The 20,629-nt window shown below is 66.3% G+C and carries 13 protein-coding genes; 8 read left to right on the top strand and 5 right to left on the bottom strand.

The annotated features are described in order from the left end of the window. Window positions 1–40 precede the first annotated feature (40 nt). Complete coding sequence (locus DB354_RS01390) at window positions 41–802, top strand: TSUP family transporter (protein ID WP_107833642.1); 762 nt, start codon at window positions 41–43, stop codon at window positions 800–802. A 1,037-nt stretch (window positions 803–1,839) separates the two neighbouring features. Here DB354_RS01390 and hrpB read toward each other — a convergent pair. Then, on the bottom strand, window positions 1,840–4,407 hold the full coding sequence (hrpB, locus tag DB354_RS01385; protein ID WP_107833641.1) for an ATP-dependent helicase HrpB: 2,568 nt from the start codon (window positions 4,405–4,407) through the stop codon (window positions 1,840–1,842). Window positions 4,408–4,635: 228 nt separating this feature from the next. On the opposite strand from hrpB, the gene DB354_RS01380 reads away from it, so the two are divergent. Genes DB354_RS01380 through DB354_RS01365 form a run of 4 tightly spaced genes read left to right on the top strand, consistent with a single transcriptional unit; the run spans window position 4,636 to window position 9,341 of the window. Beyond that, window positions 4,636–6,030: a TolC family protein gene (locus DB354_RS01380; RefSeq protein WP_158277311.1), complete on the top strand. Its 1,395-nt coding sequence runs from the start codon at window positions 4,636–4,638 to the stop codon at window positions 6,028–6,030. Continuing rightward, complete coding sequence (locus tag DB354_RS01375; protein ID WP_107833639.1) at window positions 6,027–7,013, top strand: efflux RND transporter periplasmic adaptor subunit; 987 nt, start codon at window positions 6,027–6,029, stop codon at window positions 7,011–7,013. The genes DB354_RS01380 and DB354_RS01375 overlap by 4 nt, the downstream gene beginning before the upstream one ends. Window position 7,014: 1 nt before the next feature. Beyond that, window positions 7,015–8,202, top strand: coding sequence for an ABC transporter permease (locus DB354_RS01370; protein WP_107833638.1), 1,188 nt, complete (start codon window positions 7,015–7,017; stop codon window positions 8,200–8,202). Further along, on the top strand, window positions 8,199–9,341 hold the full coding sequence (locus DB354_RS01365; protein ID WP_107833637.1) for an ABC transporter permease: 1,143 nt from the start codon (window positions 8,199–8,201) through the stop codon (window positions 9,339–9,341). Before DB354_RS01370 ends, DB354_RS01365 begins: the two co-directional genes overlap by 4 nt. Before the next feature lie 60 nt (window positions 9,342–9,401). Here DB354_RS01365 and DB354_RS01360 read toward each other — a convergent pair whose 3' ends face one another. Then, window positions 9,402–10,730, bottom strand: a complete 1,329-nt coding sequence (locus tag DB354_RS01360) for a tetratricopeptide repeat protein (protein WP_255420633.1) — start codon at window positions 10,728–10,730, stop codon at window positions 9,402–9,404. 416 nt (window positions 10,731–11,146) lie between these two features. Continuing rightward, a complete protein-coding gene (locus DB354_RS01355; protein WP_107833635.1) occupies window positions 11,147–12,133 on the bottom strand; it encodes a transposase in 987 nt (328 codons plus the stop codon). A 1,312-nt stretch (window positions 12,134–13,445) separates the two neighbouring features. On the opposite strand from DB354_RS01355, the gene DB354_RS01350 reads away from it, so the two are divergent. Together DB354_RS01350 and typA are read left to right on the top strand one after the other, a co-directional pair. After that, entirely contained in the window at window positions 13,446–14,372 is a 927-nt protein-coding gene (locus DB354_RS01350; RefSeq protein WP_107833634.1) for an alpha/beta hydrolase, read from the top strand. A 766-nt stretch (window positions 14,373–15,138) separates the two neighbouring features. Next, window positions 15,139–16,968 carry a translational GTPase TypA gene (typA, locus tag DB354_RS01345; RefSeq protein ID WP_107833633.1) on the top strand — a complete coding sequence of 610 codons (1,830 nt, stop codon included), beginning with the start codon at window positions 15,139–15,141 and terminating at the stop codon, window positions 16,966–16,968. A 225-nt stretch (window positions 16,969–17,193) separates the two neighbouring features. Here the strand turns inward: typA and DB354_RS01340 are convergent, their stop codons facing one another. Together DB354_RS01340 and DB354_RS01335 are read right to left on the bottom strand one after the other, a co-directional pair. Next, a complete protein-coding gene (locus DB354_RS01340; RefSeq protein WP_107833632.1) occupies window positions 17,194–18,270 on the bottom strand; it encodes a sugar phosphate nucleotidyltransferase in 1,077 nt (358 codons plus the stop codon). 150 nt (window positions 18,271–18,420) lie between these two features. Continuing rightward, window positions 18,421–18,882: a YbaK/EbsC family protein gene (locus DB354_RS01335; protein WP_107833631.1), complete on the bottom strand. Its 462-nt coding sequence runs from the start codon at window positions 18,880–18,882 to the stop codon at window positions 18,421–18,423. 207 nt (window positions 18,883–19,089) lie between these two features. Here DB354_RS01335 and DB354_RS01330 point away from each other — a divergent pair, with 207 nt between their 5' ends. After that, on the top strand, window positions 19,090–20,520 hold the full coding sequence (locus tag DB354_RS01330) for an NAD(P)-dependent oxidoreductase (RefSeq protein WP_107833630.1): 1,431 nt from the start codon (window positions 19,090–19,092) through the stop codon (window positions 20,518–20,520). Window positions 20,521–20,629: the final 109 nt, after the last annotated feature.

Here is a 20,629-nt window from a genome sequence, read left to right as displayed (position 1 = left end):
TTGACGGGCCGTCGCCTTCTGCTGGGGTGACCGGCTCGCCATGCCCGCTCTCGAACTCTGGCATTATCCCGTCCTGTTCCTCGTCGCGCTGATCGCGGGGACGGTGGACGCCATCGCGGGCGGCGGTGGCCTGATCACGGTGCCGGCGCTCCTCAATCTTGGGTTGCCGGTGCCGCTCGTGCTTGGGACGAACAAGTTTCAGTCGAGCTTCGGTAGCGTCTCCGCAACGCGCCATTTCGTGCAGCAGAAGGCGGTGGACCTCGCGGAGTGCCGACTGGGCATTGCGATGACGCTGGCGGGTGCGTTGCTGGGGGCGTTCGCCGTGCAGCAGATCGATTCCGGGCTGCTGGGCGCGATGGTACCATGGATGCTCGCGGTCATCCTGCTCTACACGATTTTCCGCCCGGCGGCCGGGCTGAAGGAGCATCCCCCGCGGCTGGGCCGCGCTGCGTTCTTCGTGTGTTTCGGACTCGGGCTCGGGTTCTATGACGGCTTTTTCGGTCCCGGCGTGGGCTCGTTCTGGGCGATCGCGCTCGTGCTTTTGCTCGGCCAAAACTTTGGCCGCGCCACCGCCACGACCAAGGTGATGAACGCGACGAGCAACGTCGCCTCGCTCGCGCTGTTCGCGGCTGCCGGCCAGGTGCACTACGGTGCGGGCCTTGCCATGGCCGCCGGCCAGATTCTCGGCGGCCGCATCGGCGCCGGCCTGGTGGTGACCCGCGGCGCCCGCTTTGTCCGCCCCATCTTCATGGTCATGGCCGCCGCCACCCTCGCCCGCCTCCTCTGGGTCCAATACCGCTGACCACGCCGTCGCGACGGGCCTTCCGCCCAAACGCCCGGCCTTGGGGCACAGCCCCCTCATCAACTAGCCCCTCGTTGAGGGGCCAAGCCGATAACCCGAGTCTCTGAGGGGACAGACATCATCTGCCGCCCCCAGCTCCTCCGCCGCAAGACCCTCCGGGGCCTCTGGGGACAGACCCCTTTCGGAGCGCCCCTGATGAGGGGACAGACCACTCCCATCCTGCCAAAGCAAAGGGGACAGACCTCTTTGGTTCCGCCTCTCGGGACAGGCCTCAGCCTCCAAATAGGGGACAGGCCCCTGACATCCCTGCCGTAGCACAGGGGACAGACCTCGTTCGAAACAGGATTGCCGTCGCTGCCGAAAATCAGAGGTCTGTCCCCTATCTTCACAGGCCACTGCCAATAAGCCACATACCATTACCTGGGTTCCGTGCCGCGCCCTATTAGCCCGGTCCGGGGCAGGGCCTCGGGAACCTCTGGGGACAGACCTCTTGCGATCTCCGCCTCCAAGACAGGCCTCAGCTGCCAAAGCAAAGGGGACAGACCTCTTTGGTTCCGCCTCTCGGGACAGGCCTCAGCCCCCAAATAGGGGACAGGCCCCTGACATCCCTGCCGTAGCACAGGGGACAGACCTCGTTCGAAACAGGATTGCCGTCGCTGCCGACGATCAGAGGTCTGTCCCCTATCTTCACAGGCCACTGCCAATAAGCCACATACCATTACATGGGTTCCGTGCCGCGCCTTGTCAGCCCGGTCCCGGGCAGGGCCTCGGGGACCTCTGGGGACAGACCTCTTGCGATCTCCGCCTCCAAGACAGGCCTCAGCGGCTCGATTAGGGGACAGGCCTTTCAAATTCCCAGAGCCCCTTGCGCCGCACGTCGTAACACGGGCCTGTCCCCTTCTAGTGTCCCCTTCTAGCGGCGCGCAAAACAGGCCTGTCCCCTGATTTGCCACCTGTGCTCATCAGAAACAGATCGAACAGGGGACAGGCCTCTTTAGGGCGCCGGCTTGGGCCGCAGCGAAACCAACCAGCCCTCCTTACCGCCACTCGTGCCGTGGGTACCGCCGCGAGAGTTCGGGTTTGATCTTGGGGTACACTTGTCGCCAGAAGTTCGTCAGGTCATCGGTCACCTGGAGCGGGCGCTGGTTCGGGGCAAGAACCTCGATCTTCACCAGCACCCGACCATGCCCCACCGCGAACCGACCCTCGATCCCGTAAAGCTCCTGAATCCGCGCGCTTAGCACCGGCGGCCCTTCCTTGTGGTAGGTCACCCGCGCCTTCCGGCCGTTGCCCATCACCAGCCGCTCGGGCAGAAAATCATCAATCACCGCCAACTGCTCCGCCGTCAGCCAGTCGCGCAGCACCGGCATCACGGGCTTGTCCTTGATGTCGCGGTAGCCGAGTTCGCCATAGCACACCTGCTCAATCAGCGTCGCGCGGTCCGGGTCGGTGATCGGGTTCACCTCCAACTCAGGGAACCACTCGGCCAACCGATTCACGCGCGTGATCCACTGCTCCACCGCCTCGTCCCACGCTTCGAGCTTCAGACGTCCCGCCACGACTTCCTTCGTCAACAGCGCGGCCGCGGCGTCCAGCGGCACGTCTTCGTGGCTCGTCTTCGCCTCCAGCACCAAGTCCCGGAATCGGCGCTCCCGTCGACTGACGACCCGCTTCTGCTGCTCGTCGTAGATCACGTTGCGCACGTCGCTGAAGTCGCCGGCAAAAATCTCCTGCAGCCACGGCTCTTCGACCGCCGTCGCCAGTGAAAGCAACACGTTCACCTCGCCCCCCCGCCCTTCGATCTCACTGATCTCAGCCGCCACAAACAGCGGTGCCTTCTGGATGCAGCTCTCCCGCGCCAGCACTCCGCGCCGCGCATGCACCAACTCGCAGCGCAACGTCCCCACGTCGAGCCGCCGCGCCAGCTGGTCCGAAAACCCCGCGAGCACGCACTTTCGCACCTCCGCCCCGTCGATCCGCCGTTCGCTCACATCGAGCCCTTCCGCTTCCGCGATCTCCAGGAACTGCGCGAACAACGGCCCAACCTGCCGCGCGCCCTGCGCGTGGATGCCCAGCCGGCGACACGCGTCGAGGGAGTAGCCCGCCTCGTGCGCGAACCGCCACGCGCGCATCAGCAGGAAAAAGTCGCTCTCGTGCTCCTCCCCCAACGTATCCTCCCGCGCCTCCTCGATCCGCTTGTCGACCCCGCGCAGCAGAAAGCTCCGGCCCTGCGTGAGCGCCGCCATCAGGGCCACCGGCCGCACGCACCCGCGCTCCTGCGCCGCGAGGAACATCCGCGCGTAACGCGGGTGCACCGGGAAACGCAGCATCTTGCGCCCAACCTCGGTAATCCGCCGCGGGCCGCCCCCTGCTCCGACGTCGGCAATCGCGCCCAAGTCCGCGAGCAGCATCTCCGCCCGCTCCAGCGCCTTTGGGTCCGGCTTCTCCAGCCAGGGGAAACTCACGACATCGTCGATGCCGCTCGCCTTCAGCGTCAGCACCACCTCCGCCAGGTCGAGCCGCTTCACCTCCGGCAATTCCTGCAGCGCGCGGTGGCCGTGCTCGCGCTCGGTCCACAGCCGCACGCACCGCCCCGGAGCCGTGCGCCCCGCGCGCCCGGCCCGCTGATCCGCACTCGCCGCCGAGATCTTCTCGATCAGCAGCGTGTTGATTCCGCGGTGCGGATCGAACCGCGCCATGCGTGCCAGCCCGCTGTCGATCACCGTGGTCACCCCTTCGATCGTGAGCGAGGTCTCCGCGACGTTGGTGGAGACGATGATCTTCCGCGCATCGTACGGCGCCACCGCGCGATCCTGCTGCTCCGGCGGTAACTCGCCATGCAACGGGAAGACGACGAAGTCCCGCAGCGCCCGCGATCCCTGCACCGCCTGCACCGTCCGGTTGATCTCATACGCGCCCGGCATGAACACCAGCATGTCGCCGCCATTCGCTGCGGCCACCCGCTCGCATTCCCGCGCCGCCGCCTCCCACACCGGCTCCTGGTCGAAATTCACCGTCTTCGGCAGATACTCGATCTGCACCGGGTAGCTCCGCCCCTGCGACACCAGCACGTCGCACGGCGCCAGGTACGTCCGCAACGCGCCCGCATCGAGCGTGGCCGACATCACCACCAGCTTAAGGTCGGGCCGGATCGTCTGCTGGATCTGCAGCGCCCGCGCCAGCGAGATGTCGCCGTACAGATGCCGCTCATGAAATTCGTCGAACACGATCGCACTCACGCCCGGCAGCGCCGCATTGAACGACATTTGCCGCAGCAGGATTCCCTCCGTGACGAATCGGATGCGCGTGCGTTCGCTGATGCGCGACTCGAGCCGGATCTGATACCCGACGCCCTCGCCCAGACGCGTGCTCGCCTCCTCCGCCACGCGCTTCGCCAACAACCGCGCCGCGAGCCGTCGCGGCTGCAGCACCACCACCTGGCCCTGTTCCCCCAGAAGCCCGTGCCGCCACAGCATCTGCGGAATTTGCGTCGACTTGCCCGAGCCGGTCGGCGCCTGCACGATCAGCCGCCCCTGCGCCCGCAGCGAGGCGATGACGGCAGACTCGAGTTCGTAGATGGGCAGCTCTCGCGGCGAGACAGGCATGGCAGGAAGGGACCGTGGATCGGAGGAAAAGGAAAGGGAAAGCTGGGGAGTCAAAGGTACGCGGCGATGGCGGGTGAAGGTGAAACTTCGCCGCGCCGCCACCGCCCCGCAGCGTCCCGTTAGGGCGACCAATTTGCCGTATTCGCGCCAGTGAATTGGGCTGCGCCGCGATTGCGCGCCTTGCCTCAGCCCGACATGATCCTGCCGCCGGATTGCCCGGCTGCGCCCATGACCCCTTCGAAGCTCGCTCATCTTCCTCGCGTGCTGCTGGCCGCCACGGTGGCCCTCGTGGTCTCGGCCGTAACGGCGGCACCGCTCCCGTTCGCTGAAGCCTGGCGCCAGCTCCAGCAGAGGAACCCGGCCCTGCAGGCGGCCCGTGCTGAACGCGAGCGCCGCGGCCACGAGCAGACCGCCACGCGCAGCCTGCTGCAGCCCCAAATCGATCTCGCGCTCACCCAGACCTGGATCGACGAGCCGATCGTCCTCGATCTCGATCCGATTCGCTCAGCCATGCTGAAGCTCCACCCCAGCATATCGCCCGCCACCGTGCCGTCCTTTGCGACGCCGGTGCAGAACAACCAGTTCTTCAAAGGGCAGGTCACCGCGATGTGGCCGCTCTACACTGGTGGTCGCATCCAGGCCGCCCGCCGCGCGGGTGAGGCCGGCGTGGCAGAAAGCGAGGCCGCCTGGCGCCAGACGGAAAACGCGTTGTTCACCGAACTCGTCCGCCGCTACTACGGGTTGCAGCTCGCGCGCGTCGTCCAGGCCACTCGGGTCACCGTCCTCGCCGGCGTCGAGGAACACCTCCGCCAGGCGACGCGGCTCGAGGCGGAGGGGTTCGTCAACCGTGCCGAACGGCTCCACGCCGACGTCGCACGCGCCGAGGCCCGCCGCGAGAAACAGAAGGCCGACCGTCTCGTGGAAATTGCGGGCATCGCCCTGGCCGGTCTCCTCGCGGACGAACAACCGCCGCTCCCCGAGTCGCCGCTGTTCGTGATCACGTCACCGCTGGAGAGCGCCGCCAGCTTCGTCTCCGCCGCGGCCGCCCACCAGCCGGTCCTCGACGCAATCGCGGCCAAGCGCGCGCAGGCGGCGGAAGGCGTCCGCGCCGAACGCGGCCGCCTGCAGCCCGAAGTCTACTGGTTCGGCGTCAAGGAACTGAACCGCGGCGATCTCACCGTCCTCGAACCGGACTGGGCCACGGGCGTCGGCGTGCGGCTCCCCCTGTGGGATCGTTCCGATCGGCTCAGCCGGGTGCGCGCCGCGCGCGCCCAGGAGCGCCGGGCCAGCCTCCTGCAGGACGACACGCGGCGCAGCGTGCAGACCCTCGTGGAGAAATCCCATCGGGAGGTGGTGAGCGCGCAGGAGCAGTTCGAATCGCTCCACGAGGCGCTCACGCTCGCCCGCGAAAACCTGCGCGTACGCCAGGCCGCCTTTCGCGAGGGCCAGGCAACTTCGCTCGAGGTCGTCGACGCCCAACTGGCGCTTGCCCGCGTGGAGACCGAGCGCGCCGCGGCGGCCAACGACTTTGTCGTCGCCCTCGCCGCCCTCCTCGAGGCGTCGGGCCAGTCGTCGCGCTTCCTCAGCTACGAGGCCGCTGCCGAACAGAAAATCGTCCCATGAAACTCACCCGTTCCTCTGCCGCCGGCGGCGTCGCCGTCGTCCTGGTCGTTGGCCTGCTCGCCGGCGGACTCTGGCTGTCGTTCCGCCCCAAGCCGCTCCTGCTCGAAGGCGAAATCGAAGCCACCGAGATCGACGTCGCCGCCAAGGTTCCCGGCCGCGTCGCCACGCTCGAGGTGAAACTCGGGCAGAAAGTCGAGGCGGGCGCGCTCCTCTTCACCCTCGAGAGCCCCGAACTCCTCGCCAAGCTCGTCCAGGCCAGAGGGGCACAGGACGTCGCCGGCGCCCAGCGGCGCAAGGCGGACACCGGAGCCCGCCAGGAGGAGATTCGCGCCGCCGAGCAGCAATGGCACCGTGCCCAAGCCGCCGCGGAACTCGCGGACAGCACGCTCGGCCGGGTCGACCGCCTCTTCCGCGACGGCGTCGTCCCAAGGCAGCGCCGCGACGAGGCCGAGGCCCAGGCCAAGGCGGCGCGCGCGGCGGCGGCCAGCGCGAAGGCGATGCACGAGATGGCGCTCGCCGGCGCGCGCGAGGAGGACCGCGCGGCCGCCGCCGGCGTGGCCGCCCAGGCGGGCGGCGCGGTGTCCGAGGTGGAGGCTTACCTGGCCGAAACGCAGCTCAAGGCGCCGCGCGCCGGCGAGGTCTCCAGCCTTCTGCTCGATGCCGGCGAGATCGCGCCCGCCGGGTTCCCGGTGTTGAGTCTCGTGGACCTGAACGACAGCTGGGTGGTGTTCCAGATTCGCGAAGACCTCCTCGCCGGGATCGGTATCGGCACGGAACTTACGGGGCGGGTCCCCGCGCTCGGAAATCACGAGGTCACGTTCAAGGTCGACTACCTGGCGGCGCTCGGCGCGTTCGCGACGTGGCGGGCGACCAGCACCTCGGCCGGATTTGACCTCAAGACCTTCGAAGTCCGCGCGCGTCCGGTCACCCCGACGCCCGGGCTCCGGCCTGGGATGAGCGTAATCGTACCCTGGAAACGCTGACATGGCAGCGGCCGACACGCCTGCTCCGGGATTCTGGCGCTGCCTGCGGCGCGAGTGGCCGGTGCTGCTCCAACCGGCCGAGCAGGCGGGCCTGTTGTGGCTGCCGCTGGCGGGTGTGGTCATTCTCGCGGCGATTTTCGCGCGCAGCGTCATCACCGACCTCCCGATTGCCGTGATCGACCAGGATGCGACCGCAACGTCGCGGCAACTCGTGCGCTGGCTCGACGCGACGCCGGGCCTGCGGGTCGTGGCGCGGCCGGTGACTCCCCAGGACGGTTGGGCGGCGCTGAGGCGCGGCGACGTTTACGCGGTGGTTCAAGTACCGCGGGATCTGGCCCGCGATCTCAAGCAAGGGCGGGCCGCGGACGTCCCGGCTTGGTACAACGCGCAGTTTCTTACCGCCTCGAGCACCGTCGCGCGTGACCTCCAGGCGGCCGTCACGGGGTTTGCCACAAGCGTGGAGGCCAAGGGGCGACTGGCGCGCGGCGAGACCCGCGAGATCGCCTTGCTGCGACTCAACCCGATCGGGATGCAGCGCACCATGCTGTTCAATCCCCAGATGAATTATGGCCCGTTTCTCGTCACCGCCCTAGGCGTCACCGTGCTGCACATCGCGGCGATGATGGCCGCGGTGCGGGCGATCGGGCGGGAGTTGCGGGATGGGACGGCGCCCGACTGGTTGGCCAGTGCGGGCGGCAGCCGCGGGCTGGCGCTCGCGGGCAAGCTCGCGGTGCCATTCGGGCTGCACCTGTCGCTCGGGCTCGGCATGCTCGCGTTCTGGCACGGCGTCGTGGGCTGGCCGATTCGCGGCAACGGCGCACTGCTGGCGCTGGCGCTTGTCGCCATGATCGCCGCGTACTATGCGCTCGGGGCCACATTCGTGCTGGTGACCTCGAACTACCGGCTGGCAAGCGGCGCCGCGGCCTTTTTCACCGCACCGGCGCTGGCGTTCGCCGGCATCACCTTCCCGCTCGATGCGATGCCGGGGCCGGCCTGGGCGTGGGGCCGGTTTCTGCCGCTGACCTCGTACCTGCAGCTCCAGGTGGAGCAGACGGCCCGCGGAGCATCCGTCGCGTCGTCGCTGCCGGGGCTGTTCGCGCTGCTGGCGTACGTGCTTGCCGGCACGATCCTCGCCTTCGCGCTGTTGCCGCGGCGCGCGCGCAACCCGGCGGACTGGGGGCATCGATGAGGACCTTTCTGGATGGCTGGTCCGACACCTGGCGGCGCATCCTGACCGATGCAGGCGCACGATTGCTCCTGGTGGTGGCGCCAATCCTGTACTCGCTGTTTTACCCTCTGCCCTACCTCCGCGAGCTCGTGCGCGGAGTGCCCGTGGCGGTCGTCGACCTCGACCAGAGCAGCCTCAGCCGGCAGCTGGTGCGTTACACCGACGCGCATGAGACGCTGCGCGTGGCGGAGCACCTCGATTCGATCGCATCGGCCGAGGCGGCCGTAACCGCCGGACGGGTACGGGGCTATCTTGTCGTGCCAGCGAAATTCCGGGCTGACGTGTTGCGAGGCCGCGAAGCCACGGTCGCGTTCGGCGGCGATGCGACCTATTTCCTGCAGTTGAAGCAGGTGCTGACAGGATTCGGCGAAGTGACCGCGACCCTCAATGCAGGCACGAAAATTCGGCAGTTGGCAGCCGGCGGTAAGAACCTGGACCAGGCGCGAGCGGCGGCGCTGCCCGTTACGCTGCGCGCGCATCCCGTCGGCAACACGCGCGAGGGCTATAAAGCCTACCTGATTCCCGGTGTCTTTCTGCTCATCCTGCAGCAAACGCTGCTCTTGGGCGTGGGGTTGGTGCGCGGCTCAAATCACGAGCAGACCGGCGGCGGACCCGCTGCGACCGGCGCGGCGGTGGCGGGAGCGGTTACTGCCTTCACGACGTTGTACCTGCTGCACGCGGTCTTCCATCTCGGCCTGGCCGCGTGGATCTACGATCTACCGACGCGAGGGCACGTGGGCCAGTTGGGGCTGTTCCTGTGCCCGTACGTTCTCGCGTGCGTGTTGTTTGCGTTTGCGCTGAGCGGCTGTTGCGCGCGGCGCGAGACGTCGATCCATCTCTTTCTCATCACCTCAATTCCTTTCCTGTTTCTCGCCGGCATGAGCTGGCCGGTGGAGTCGATGCCGGCGGCATTGACGTGGTTGGCGCGCTTGGTGCCGTTCACGGCGGGGATGCAGGGCATGCTGCGCATGAACTCGCTGCAGGCGCAATGGGCGGAAATCGCGCCTTGGTGGTGGCTGCTCTGGGGCCTCGCGATGCTCTTTGCATGGCCGGCGGTGCGCGCGTGGCGCAGGCCAGCGTCAGATTCCAAGGCGACCTGATTAGCGCGAGGTGCGACGCCGGGCGCGAAAGGCGGCCAAGCCGGGTGCGTGACGCCGCCGTTACTGCGTTACCTGGGAGGCAGCCGGCGCGGCGGACAATCCGCACCAGTATTGGCGAACATACCGCTCTATGGCGTCCCGGTGTTGCGCCGCGTAGCCAGGGTAATCGTTGACGAGGTCGCGATCGGCTCGCTCGAGCAGCACATACGCTTCGAGGAGTCCTTCGCATTTCAGCCGCTGGAGGCCAGAGAGCACCGGCTCCCACTTCTTGATGGCCGCGGCGGCATCGGCGTCCTTGGCCGCGGATTCCGCGACCTCGAGGATCGTCTGGATTGCAGAGATTTCCTCGGAAAGTGTACGGCGCGGCCCCTTTTCGCCGGGGAACTGCTGATCAAACTCGGTAGCGCGCCAGGTGATCGCCGCGAGATTATAGCCCGTGAGTACGAGATCGTCGTCGGGGGCGGCCAGTTTGATCTCCGCGCCCGCAAGCGTGCTCTCCATGGCGGGGAACCGGGGAATGGTGTAGCCGCGCGACTCGGCGGACCTGCGCAGCTCGGCGGTGAAGTGCTGTCGTGTTTGCTTCAAATAGGGGTCGCAGACCACGGCCGTGATCCATTCCTGATACGCATCCTCGCCACGTCCGAGCCGGAAGAGCGCGTCGCCGAGATAGCGGTGCGCCGTTTCGCGATCTGGCGCAATCGCGGCAGCCTTGCGAAACCACGAACACGCAGGTTCGTACTCACCGCGATTGAAGTAGACATCCCCTGTCCAGAGAGCGGCCACGTAGTTGGTCGGCTCGCGTGCAAATGCCCGCTGATAGCAGTCGAGCGCCTTGGCCAGGTCCCGCCGTCCGAACGCTGATTCGCCCTGATGCAGCAGCGCCTCGACTTCGGGAAGGGCGGACAGGACGCCCTTCTGCATGGGGACCACACCGCCGTCGGGCCGGATATTTGCGAGGAGGAGGGCCGACATCGGGTTTGTAGTGCCGAGTTTCTCCGCTTGCTCGGCGAGTTCGCGGGCGCGGCGGTTGAGCGACCGCGTGCGGGCGGGTGCAGAGTCAGCCAGACCCTGCATGTAGAGGGCACTCGCCAAGCGCGCCACGACATCGCCTTGGCCGGGGTTCAAGCGCAGGTACTCCTCAAAGTACGGAACCGCCTCGGCGTAGCGGTTCTCAGCCACCAATCGGTCGGCGGTGTCGAGCGGAGCCCCATTGACCGAAGCCGCAAGCGCAGGGGCAACCGTCCGCTCGGGTCCGGTGGCACATCCGGCCAATAGCCCCCCGACCAAAAGCAGAGAAAGGAGTCGCACGCTCCGTTCATGCCGCCTCCGCCCCGCCCCGACAAGCACCCACGCCACCCAAATCAGGGGACAGACCTTAACGTCAGCCATCTTCCATCGCCCACCCAACATTCCGCCTCCGCGTCCAGATCATTTCCCGGCATCAGGGGACAGACCCCCGATCTCAATCAACGTCCGACCTCATAGGCAGTGTTCGGGGACAGACCCCACACACTTCGTCCGCACCACGCCAAACAGGGGACAGACCTCTCTGTCTCGTCAGCGGGTAATTAGGGGACAGACGTCTCGTGCCGGTCGCGCAGCTCGAGGTTAATGTAGCAGTCGATTACCGCCGATTCCTAGTCGGCGGCACGTCCTCCACGCATTCTGACGCAGATTTCACTGCCGCACCTGCAGAGGGCGTGCAATAGGTGGCCCGAGATCGCCCTACGCAGTAGACAGGCCCGCATTCGCTCAGGACGCGCCGCTGAGCAGTGATGATCGCGATGCCGGCGGATACCGTTGCTTTAACCGAACAGAGGTGAGCGTGAACCGCGCAGGCCAGCAACATCGCCCCACTTCGTAACGGCCGGCAGGCACCGCGGCACCATGCGCTTTCCCGCACCGGTGCGTTGGCGGTAGGCCGCCAGGTGCGATTCGACGAAAGCTCTGCTCCCCAGCACCGCCCGGTCGCTCAAGTAGCGGATCCGACACCGTAGCACCACGGCGAGCGGCAGCGTGCCGCCGCTTGCGAGCGCCGCCCTCACCCGCTCCGCGGGAATCGATGCCTTCCCCGGTCGGTCCGTTCCTCCAGTCGCAAACAGCAGTCTTCGGTATGCGCTGTGCGTCTCCTCCCAGGTCTCGCCGCCCACCAGAAAGCGGATGCCCTCCTGCGCCTTCTTTCCTCCCGCCACCGCTTCGGCGTACCCGCAGAAGCGATAGTCCTTCGGATCCTCCACGATCCCGGCGCGCACCGGGTTCAAATCCACATACAGTCCCAGAATCTGCAGCAGGTGCGGTTTGTCCTCCACCAGGACGCTCTTGAAGCGTCCACACCACACCGGGCCAAAACGCTCGTGCTGCCGGTTGTACCGCATCGCAAAGCGCTCCTTGATCAGCTTCATGAACGAGGAGACGTCGTTCATTTGCCGCTGCAGCGCCGCGCGCCACGCCACCGCCTTCGGCCCGTTGCCCGGCAGCTGCGCCTTGATCTCCGCCAGCTTCGCCACCTGCAGCTTCGTGGGATGCGGATAAAGGCACTCGTGACGGCGGAGCAGCTCCGCGTCCGACAACGGCTCCCACTGCGGCACGAAAACCACCACATGGTAATGGTTGTCCATGATCGCATACGCGATGATCCGAATCCCCGTAAACTCCGCCATCTGCCACACCAGTTGCCGCAGGTGCTCCTGCCCCTCCTCCTCCAGCCTGAGCTCCCCATTCACAGACCGACTCATCAGGTGATAGATCGCTCCCTGCTGCCGCGCCGAGACTTTGATCCGGTTTCGAGCCATGACGTTTTAACGTCTATTTTCTTTCTCTTTACCACTCTTTTTTTACTTTTCATTCAGCACATCACACTCTCGCCAAATGCACGCATTCGTGCTCAGACCGCGCCGTCTCCAATCTCCGGGTACGCACACCATAGGGGCGCACCGTGCGGACCTCGCCAGCAACTTATAAGCAATTGGCAGCTCACCGGTGGCGCCGATCCCTGGCTGGCATGTGAGCAACCAGTGAGTATCTCTGTTCACAGGTTGTTCACCATCACAGCCGGTGAGGAACTTGTGCAAAAGAAGAGCTTCATTTCCATAGGGTTACACACACTCTCACTCCCGTTCCTTGATAGAACAGTCGCAGCACGGCGGTCTGAAATGAACGCCGCGAGCACGGCTGGGATAATCCCGGGCAACCGGGGAAAGGCAGGTGGCAGCTGGTGCCACCTTCCCCTCATCATGCATCTGCGTGAGGCGAGGCATATATCACCAGTTCCTCTGGCCGGAGTCGTGTCCGGTCAGCTCACACACGAACAGGAACTGTGCGGCGAGGCGTGATTAGAAACCGCGTCCGAGCCGAGTCAGGCCCACGGGGCGTTTCGACCCGTGCGCTGACGCAGTTACCCCAGAGGGTTTGGGTTGCTACTGTGTTGATCAGAACGCAGTCGCGATTCCAGGCGGGCCAACCCCGCCACAAGGTCTCATCCGCCGCGCGGGTGGGACGCGCAAAGGAATCACGACAGCGGGGAGCGAGCGGATCTGGCAAAGTCCGTGAAACCTCCTCACCGGGGCGGGCTCGTAAAGCGAGATCGCCCTACTGCAGAAACGAAAAGCAACCTGAGAGGTAAGAGGTCAGACCCGTAACGCGAGGCCAACGATCGGTCAAAAGCCGGTGCCGTCCTCGCGGTCCGAGGTGCCGGTGCGCAATGTATGCTGCAGGCGAATCTGCACCTGGTCCGGCGCGCCGCTTCCGGCAGGAAGCGTCCGAACCGGGCAAAGAGGCCTCACTCGAAAGATCCCGACCGGCAACGGTCAGGACGGTCCCGCCATGAGACCGAGACATCCGCATGCCGCGGAGAGTGGCGTCGGGAAGCACACCGCCCGCGAAAGCGAGAGCGCCCAAGCGTGTGCCGCCGGGAAAGAGCGCGTGGCGAACGCCCACCCCCACAAATTGGCTCCGGAAGCCTCAAAACTTCCGGAGCCTTTTTGTTTTCGTGCATCGGTTCCCGCGGCGACGGGGCCAGATGCGTGCTGTCTTACGCCTCGCGCGCCCGTGAACACGCGGCGAAGCCTTGCCGGGCACGGCGCGTTCGGCCCAGAGTTCCCCATCATGCCTCCGTTTACCTCAGCGCTCCGCGCGATACCGGCGGTTCTGTCGTCGTCGATCGCGCTCCTCTGCATTTCCGGCATCGCCCGCGGCGACGAGCCGGCAACGACCGAAACGCCCGCCGCGCCCATCATCCGCCTCTGGGACGGCGACGCCCCAGGCGCCCTCGGGCAGAAACCAGAAGACATCCCCACCCTCACCGTGTACCTGCCGGCGGTGGGCAATCGCAACGGCGCCTCCATCCTTATTCTCCCTGGCGGCGGTTATGCCCATCTCGCCGACCATGAAGGGAAGGGCTACGCCGAGTGGTTCGTCAAACACGGCGTTGCCGCCTACGTGCTCAAGTACCGCCTGGGAAAGAACGGCTACCATCATCCCGTGATGCTGCAGGACGCCGCTCGTGGACTCCGGCTCGTCCGTTCCTTCGCGAAGCGCGACGGACTCGATCCCGCGCGCATCGGCGTTATCGGTTCCTCAGCCGGCGGCCACCTCGCGGCCACCCTCGTCACGCAGTTCGATGCGGGCAAATCCGACGCAGTCGATCCCGTCGACCGCGAGAGTTCGCGTCCCGACCTGGGCATTCTCTGTTATCCGGTCATTACCATGGGCGAGTACACCCACCGTGGCTCGCGGACGAATCTCCTTGGGGACAACCCATCGCCCGAGCTGATCGCGAAGATGTCGGCCGAGAACAACGTCACTGCCCAGACGCCTCCGTGTTTCCTATGGAGCACTGAAGAGGATGGCACCGTGCCGATCGAGAACTCGCTGCTCTTCGTCGCCGCGCTGCGTCGCAACAAGGTACCGTTCTCCTTCCACATCTATGAAAAAGGCCCGCACGGCCTCGGGCTCGGCCGACCCAACAGACCCGCGCCGCCCTGGGATCGGGACCTCGAATACTGGTTCGGCGAGCGCAAATTCCTGCGCTAAGCCCTGATCTTTCTCGCACGAGCCGCAGTCGCCAGGCTGCGGCTCTTTCGTTGCGACATGGCAGCCGATCGCGCGCGAGCATGAGGTCTGTCCCCTGCCTCCGCCAAGTTGCTGCGTGCCAACCGCGCCATCGAGGCCTGTCCCTTGTTCGGCAGCAGAAGGTAACGAAGCCGAAAGGCCCATGTGTATGCCGTGAATCGCGAAAGGCATGTCTCCAATTCTCCCGAATACCGTACGAGATACTCCGCCCAGGTCCGAGAGGTCTGTCCCCTGTTGGTCCAGATGCTCCGAGAGGTCTGTCCCCTGTTGGTCCAGATGCTCCGAGAGGTCTGTCCCCTTGGATCGACAGTTTGCGAATCGCGAAGGTCTGTCCCGCAAAAGGCCCCGCAAAAGGCCCCTTGCAGCGGCGAATGGCCTGTCCCACGCGGGTCGCGAAGAGGCCTGTCCCCAATTGGCCCGCGCGTTCGAACGTTCGAAGGAAGGGGTCTGTCCCCCTAGATGTCCCCTTGGATGAAGTCGGGGTATTGGCGCACCGGGGAGCAGACGAAGAGGAGCGTTTTCGGGAGGAAAAGATGCGCCGTGCTGCGCCAAGACCGAGAGCACGCGGACGGCAGCGCGGGGGCGACAGCTGCGGCGCGCCCTTGGCCACCTCAGTCCTATTTACCTAACTGTTAAGTACTTGAGCCGATAAAGTCTTCGTGGTTGCATTCAACAGGCGCGAACGGCACGGTGGACCCCTTTTTCCACGTTTCCGCACGCCCGACACATGAACCAGAGCATTCGAAATATCGCCATCATCGCGCACGTTGACCACGGCAAGACCACCTTGGTCGACAAACTCCTCAAGGAGGGCGGCGTGTTTCGCGCCAACCAACAAGTTGAGGAACGAGCCATGGACTCCATGGACCTCGAGCGCGAAAAGGGCATCACGATCAAAGCCAAGAACACGTCCGTCCACTGGAAGGACAAGATCGTCAACATCGTGGATACGCCCGGACACGCCGACTTCGGTGGCGAGGTCGAGCGCGCGCTCCGTATGGTCGACGGCGTGCTCCTCGTCGTCGACGCCTACGACGGCCCGCAGGCCCAGACGCGTTTCGTGCTCCGCAAGGCCCTCCAGCACGGCCTCAAAGTCATCATCGTCATCAACAAGATCGACCGTGACAACGCCGAGCCGGCCAAGATGTACGACAAGGTCCTCGAGCTGCTCATGGAGCTCAACGCCAGCGAGGAGCAGTTCGACGCTCCGGTCGTCTACGGCTCCGGCCGCGATGGCTACATGATGTACAATCTCACCGACAAGCGGGAGAACATGACCCCGCTGTTCGAGACCATCCTCGACCACGTCCCGCCGCCTTTCGCCAAGCCCAACGAGCCGTTCCACATGCTCGTCTCCAACATCGACTGGAGCGACTACGTTGGCCGTATTGCCATCGGCAAAATCCTCGGCGGCAAGGTTAACGTCGGCGACAATGTCTTCACGATCCGTAACCGCGACGGGAAACGCATCCGTTCCAAGGTCACCAAAGTCTTCGAGTACTCCGGTCTCTCCACCCAGGAGTCCGTCGCCGGCGTCGCCGGCAACATCGTCGGGCTCTCCGGCTTCGAGGATATCGACATCGGCGATACGCTCACCGCCGACGAGAATGGCCACCCGCTCCCGTTCACCCAGATCGATCCCCCCACCCTCGAGATGCAGTTCGCCGTCAACGACGGCCCGCTCGTCGGCCAAGAGGGCAAGCTCGTCACGTCCCGTCAGCTGCGGGAGCGTCTGTTCCGCGAGCTAAAGACCAACGTCTCCATCAGCATCGAGGACACCGAGAAGGCTGGCGTCTACAACGTGAAGGCCCGCGGCGCCATGCAGGTTGCCGTGCTCGCCGAAACGATGCGCCGGGAGGGTTATGAGTTCCTCGTCTCCCGCCCGACCGTCATCGAGCGCACCGTCGACGGGAAGCGCCACGAGCCGTATGAGACCGTCTGGATCGAGGTGCCCGACGAGTGCGTCGGCGCCGTCATGCAGAATCTGGCCAACCGCAAGGGCCAGATGACGAACATGGAGAAGCACCCGCACTCGACGATGATCGAGGCGACGATCACCACCCGCGGCCTCATCGGCCTCGAGATCGACGTCGTCAACATGACCAGCGGCCGCGGTGTGTTGAGCCACCTCTTCAAAGAGTACGGCCCGTACGCGGGCGAGGTGCTCACGCGCCTCACCGGCACGCTCGTGGCTACGGACGCTGGCGAGACCACCGCCTACGCCCTGGTCATGTGCCAGGAGCGCGGCAAGCTCTTCGTCGGACCCGGCGAAGCCGTCTACGAGGGCATGGTCGTCGGCGAAAATCCCCGTAACGAGGACATCGCCGTCAACGCCGTCCGCGAAAAGAAGCTCACCAACTTCCGCTCGCAGGGCGAAGGCGTCGCCACCGGCCTCACCCCGGCGATCAAGCTCTCCCTCGAACGCGCCATCGAGTACATCGCCGCCGACGAGTTCGTCGAGGTGACGCCCAAGAATCTCCGGCTCCGCAAGCGCGTTCTCAAGGAAGTCGACCGCCGCAAGATTGCCCGCAAGGAGCGCTCCGGCTCCGACGAGTAATCGCCGGCTCGCGCCCGCGCATCACTTCAGCCCAGCGTCGCCCGCGACGCTGGGCTTTTTGTCCCTCCATCGGGGCCTCCCTCCCCGTCGCACCGATCGTCCGGCGCCACGCCCAGCGTACAAGGCCACCCGCACGCGATTCCGCAACCGCCGCACGCTCAGCGCGCCGCTTCAGGCGTCGCGCTCTCTTCGCCGGCGCAGTTCGCCCCGCGCCCCGCCTCGCGGCTACAGCAGTTCCTTCGGCAGCTGGCCGGTGATCTTCTTGATGTCCTGCACCGCATCGCGATGACACACGAGTACCGCGTCCGGCGTCTCCACGACCACGAGGTCGCTCACGCCGACCAGCGCGATTATGCGGCCATTGCTCAGCGCGATATTCCCGCTGGCGTCCGCGCTCAGCACCGTCCCGCGCGTCGCATTGCCGCCCTCGTCCCGCGCGAGGTGCTTCGGCAGCGCCGTCCAAAGGCCCACGTCATCCCAATCAAACTCGGCCAGCATCGTCTCGACCGTTCGCGCCTTCTCCATGATTGCGTAGTCGACCGAAATCTTCGGCAGCACCGGGAAGCGCGCCGCAAGAAACGCCGCCGCCCCCGCCCGCTCCGTCGGAAATTCCCGCACGAACGCCGCGAGCTCCGGCGCGCTCCGATCCGCCTCCGCCAGGAACGTGCCCACGCGCCAGAAGAACATGCCGGCATTCCAGACAAACTGGCCCGACTCGAGGTACCGCTGCGCGGTCGCCGCGTCCGGCTTCTCCACGAAGCGCCGCACCGCGCGCACCACGCCGCCTGGGCCCCCCGTCACCTCGTCTCCAAGTTCCAAATACCCGAAACCCGTCGCCGCGTGGTCAGGCTTGATCCCGATCGTCAGAATCGCCCCGGTGCGCGCCGCCCGCGGCAGCGCCACCGCGAGCTGGCGGCCAAACGCCGCCGCATCGGCGATGAACGCGTCGGCCGGCAACAGCGCCAGCGCCGCGTTCTCGCCGCCCCGCGCCCGCACGAGCGCCGTCGCCAGCGCCGCGGCCGGCGCAGTGTCGCGCTTCGCCGGCTCCGCCACGATCTGCTCCGCCGGCAGGAGGTCCCGCAAGGCCTCGCGCGTGGCCGCCGCCTGCAGCTCATTCGTCAGCACGAAAATATTGCTCCGCGGCACCGCCGCCTCGATCCGCCGTACCGTCTCCTCGAGCAGGGTCCGGTCCGTGAACAGCTTCAACAGGTGCTTCGGCCGCCGCGCCCGACTCATCGGCCAGAAGCGCTCGCCACTGCCGCCGGCCATGATGCACGCAAAGGATTGTGGGACGTCACTCATGATTGCGGCTCGTTCTCCCAGCGACCTTCGCCCGCGCCAAGCCTTTACTCCGCCGCCCGCCGACGAAAACACGCGTCAGCCCTCGCGGGCGCCGTGACCAGGCACACGCGCCCGCTCCAGCAACACTGCCTCGGTCGCCGCCAGGGCGCCCTAAGCCGTCGCGAACTCCATCACCGTCGGCTGCACGAGATCGGCGTAGTCGTCGAACGCCATCAGGATGATCTCGTGATGCGTCCCGGCACTGAACGCGATCTCCTGCTCATCGGCCAGGCTCCGCTCCACGTAGACGGGAAGGCCATACAGGTTGCCGAAGGGCGGCATCGCCCCGAGTTCGCAATCTGGGAAGCGCTCCTGGAACTCGTCCTCGGTGGCGAGATCGATGTCCTCGTCGATCATGTCGCGCAGCTCCGAAAGCATGATCTTCCGGTTCGCCGGCAGCACGACCATCGCAAGGTCGTCTCCCATCTTGACGACGACGGTCTTCGCGAAATCGCGACCCGTGACGTGGGCCGAGGCGGCGATTTCCGAGGCGGTGAACGCGGGCGAGTGCTGGATGCTGACGTATTTCGCCCCGCGGCTTTCCAGGAAGTCCTTCAGTTTTTTCGCAGGCATTTTCGGATCCTCCGGCTGACGGGTTTTGACTCGCCCCAAAGGTAGCCCCGCCGCCGGCAATGCAAGGGGCGTCTTGAAAAATATCGCCGGTCCGCGCCACCCCGCTGCCAAGGAGTGACCATCGAAACGCAAGAACCGCCGAGTCCCTCCTGCGGTTCCAGCGCATAGTACCCGCACCGCCCCGAAACGCTCACGGCTCCCCCCGCCATGCCTCCGACCCTCACGCCTTCGACCGAGAAGTATGCGTGGTCACTCATCGGCCGATCCGCCCCCCCGAAACGGTCGGCCCGCGAGCGCGTCCGCGACTATGACGAAATCTACACGGCGTACGACGAGGCGACGGTCCGCGCCCAGGCCGCGCGCTGCATCCAGTGTCCCGAGCCCCTCTGCCGGATCGGCTGTCCCCTCGCCAACCGCATTCCCGATTGGATGGCGCTCACGGCCCAAGGCCGATTTCTCGAGGCGGCCGAGGTTTCCCGCGCCACCAGCAACATGCCCGAAATTTGCTCCCGGGTGTGCCCCCAGGAGCGGCTCTGCGAGGGCGCGTGCATCGTCAACAGCAAGACCGAACCCATCTCCATCGGCGCCGTCGAGCGCTTCATCAACGAGTACGCGTTCCACCACGGCGGCGTACCGGTTATCTCCGCGCCCCCCAACGGTCTCCGCGCCGCTATCATCGGTTCCGGCCCCGGCGGCATCTCGTGCGCCGACGAACTCGCCCGGCGGGGTTTCGCCGTGACGGTTTTCGAGTCCATGCGCATCCCCGGCGGGTTGCTGGTGAACGGCATCCCGTCCTTCAAGCTCGAGAAGCACGTCGTCGCCCGCCGCATCGAACTCCTCCAGCGCAATGGCGTCGTCTTCGAAATGGGCGTCCAAGTCGGGCGCGATGTCTCGCTCGCCGACCTGCAGAAGCGCTTCGACGCCATCTTCCTGGGTTTCGGCGCCCAGCAGCCGAAGCTGGCCGACGTCCCCGGCGGCGACCTCCCGGGCGTGATCCCCGCCCTGCCTTTCCTGATCCAGAAAAACGTGCCTGCGGCCGCCGCCGACTTTCCACCGATCGACGTAGCCGGTAAGCGCGTCGCAGTCCTCGGCGGCGGCGATACTGCCATGGACTGCCTGCGCACGTCCCTGCGTGCCGGCGCCAGCGCCGCGGTCTGCATCTACCGCCGTGACCTCGCCAACATGCCGGGCAGCCGCAAGGAGTACCATAACGCGGTCGAAGAGGGCGCCCGTTTCGATTTTCTCACCAACCCACTCGGGATCTTTGAGAACGGTGCCGGCGCTGTGGGCTCCGTCCGCTGCACGCGCATGGAACTCGGCGCGCCCGACGCCAGCGGCCGTCGTAAACCGCGGCCCGTGCCGGGATCCGATTTCACGGTCGACGCCGACGTCGTGATCGTCGCCTACGGCTTCGACCCCGTTCCCTTCCCCGCCGGCAGCGATTTCGCCGCGGTCGCCACCAACGACTGGGGCGGCATCGTCATCGATGACAACCAGATGACGAGCGTGCCCGGCGTGTTTGCCGGGGGCGACTCGGTGCGCGGACCAAGCCTCGTCGTCCACGCCGTCCGCGACGGACGCAAGGCCGCCGCCGGCATCGAGCGTTATCTGGCCGGCAAGCACGCTGTGACGAGCTGAGGTTGGCTGGGCCGAAGCACTGCTGCCAGCCGGCAAGGATTCCCGACCTAGAGCCGCGACAGCTGCCGCAGGGGACGCCGAGGCAAGGATCCCTCGGACGAGGGCTGCA

The organism is Opitutus sp. ER46 (assembly GCF_003054705.1).
In the GTDB taxonomy this organism is placed as follows: Bacteria; Verrucomicrobiota; Verrucomicrobiia; order Opitutales; family Opitutaceae; genus ER46.
This window is presented reverse-complemented; position numbering and strand designations above follow the sequence as displayed.

Coding starts and splice junctions, on each gene's coding strand:
- DB354_RS01390 (WP_107833642.1), top strand. CDS start 41: ATGCCCGCTCTCGAACTCTGGCATTATCCCGTCCTGTTCCTCGTCGCG.
- hrpB (WP_107833641.1), bottom strand. CDS start 4,407: ATGCCTGTCTCGCCGCGAGAGCTGCCCATCTACGAACTCGAGTCTGCC.
- DB354_RS01380 (WP_158277311.1), top strand. CDS start 4,636: ATGACCCCTTCGAAGCTCGCTCATCTTCCTCGCGTGCTGCTGGCCGCC.
- DB354_RS01375 (WP_107833639.1), top strand. CDS start 6,027: ATGAAACTCACCCGTTCCTCTGCCGCCGGCGGCGTCGCCGTCGTCCTG.
- DB354_RS01370 (WP_107833638.1), top strand. CDS start 7,015: ATGGCAGCGGCCGACACGCCTGCTCCGGGATTCTGGCGCTGCCTGCGG.
- DB354_RS01365 (WP_107833637.1), top strand. CDS start 8,199: ATGAGGACCTTTCTGGATGGCTGGTCCGACACCTGGCGGCGCATCCTG.
- DB354_RS01360 (WP_255420633.1), bottom strand. CDS start 10,730: ATGGCTGACGTTAAGGTCTGTCCCCTGATTTGGGTGGCGTGGGTGCTT.
- DB354_RS01355 (WP_107833635.1), bottom strand. CDS start 12,133: ATGGCTCGAAACCGGATCAAAGTCTCGGCGCGGCAGCAGGGAGCGATC.
- DB354_RS01350 (WP_107833634.1), top strand. CDS start 13,446: ATGCCTCCGTTTACCTCAGCGCTCCGCGCGATACCGGCGGTTCTGTCG.
- typA (WP_107833633.1), top strand. CDS start 15,139: ATGAACCAGAGCATTCGAAATATCGCCATCATCGCGCACGTTGACCAC.
- DB354_RS01340 (WP_107833632.1), bottom strand. CDS start 18,270: ATGAGTGACGTCCCACAATCCTTTGCGTGCATCATGGCCGGCGGCAGT.
- DB354_RS01335 (WP_107833631.1), bottom strand. CDS start 18,882: ATGCCTGCGAAAAAACTGAAGGACTTCCTGGAAAGCCGCGGGGCGAAA.
- DB354_RS01330 (WP_107833630.1), top strand. CDS start 19,090: ATGCCTCCGACCCTCACGCCTTCGACCGAGAAGTATGCGTGGTCACTC.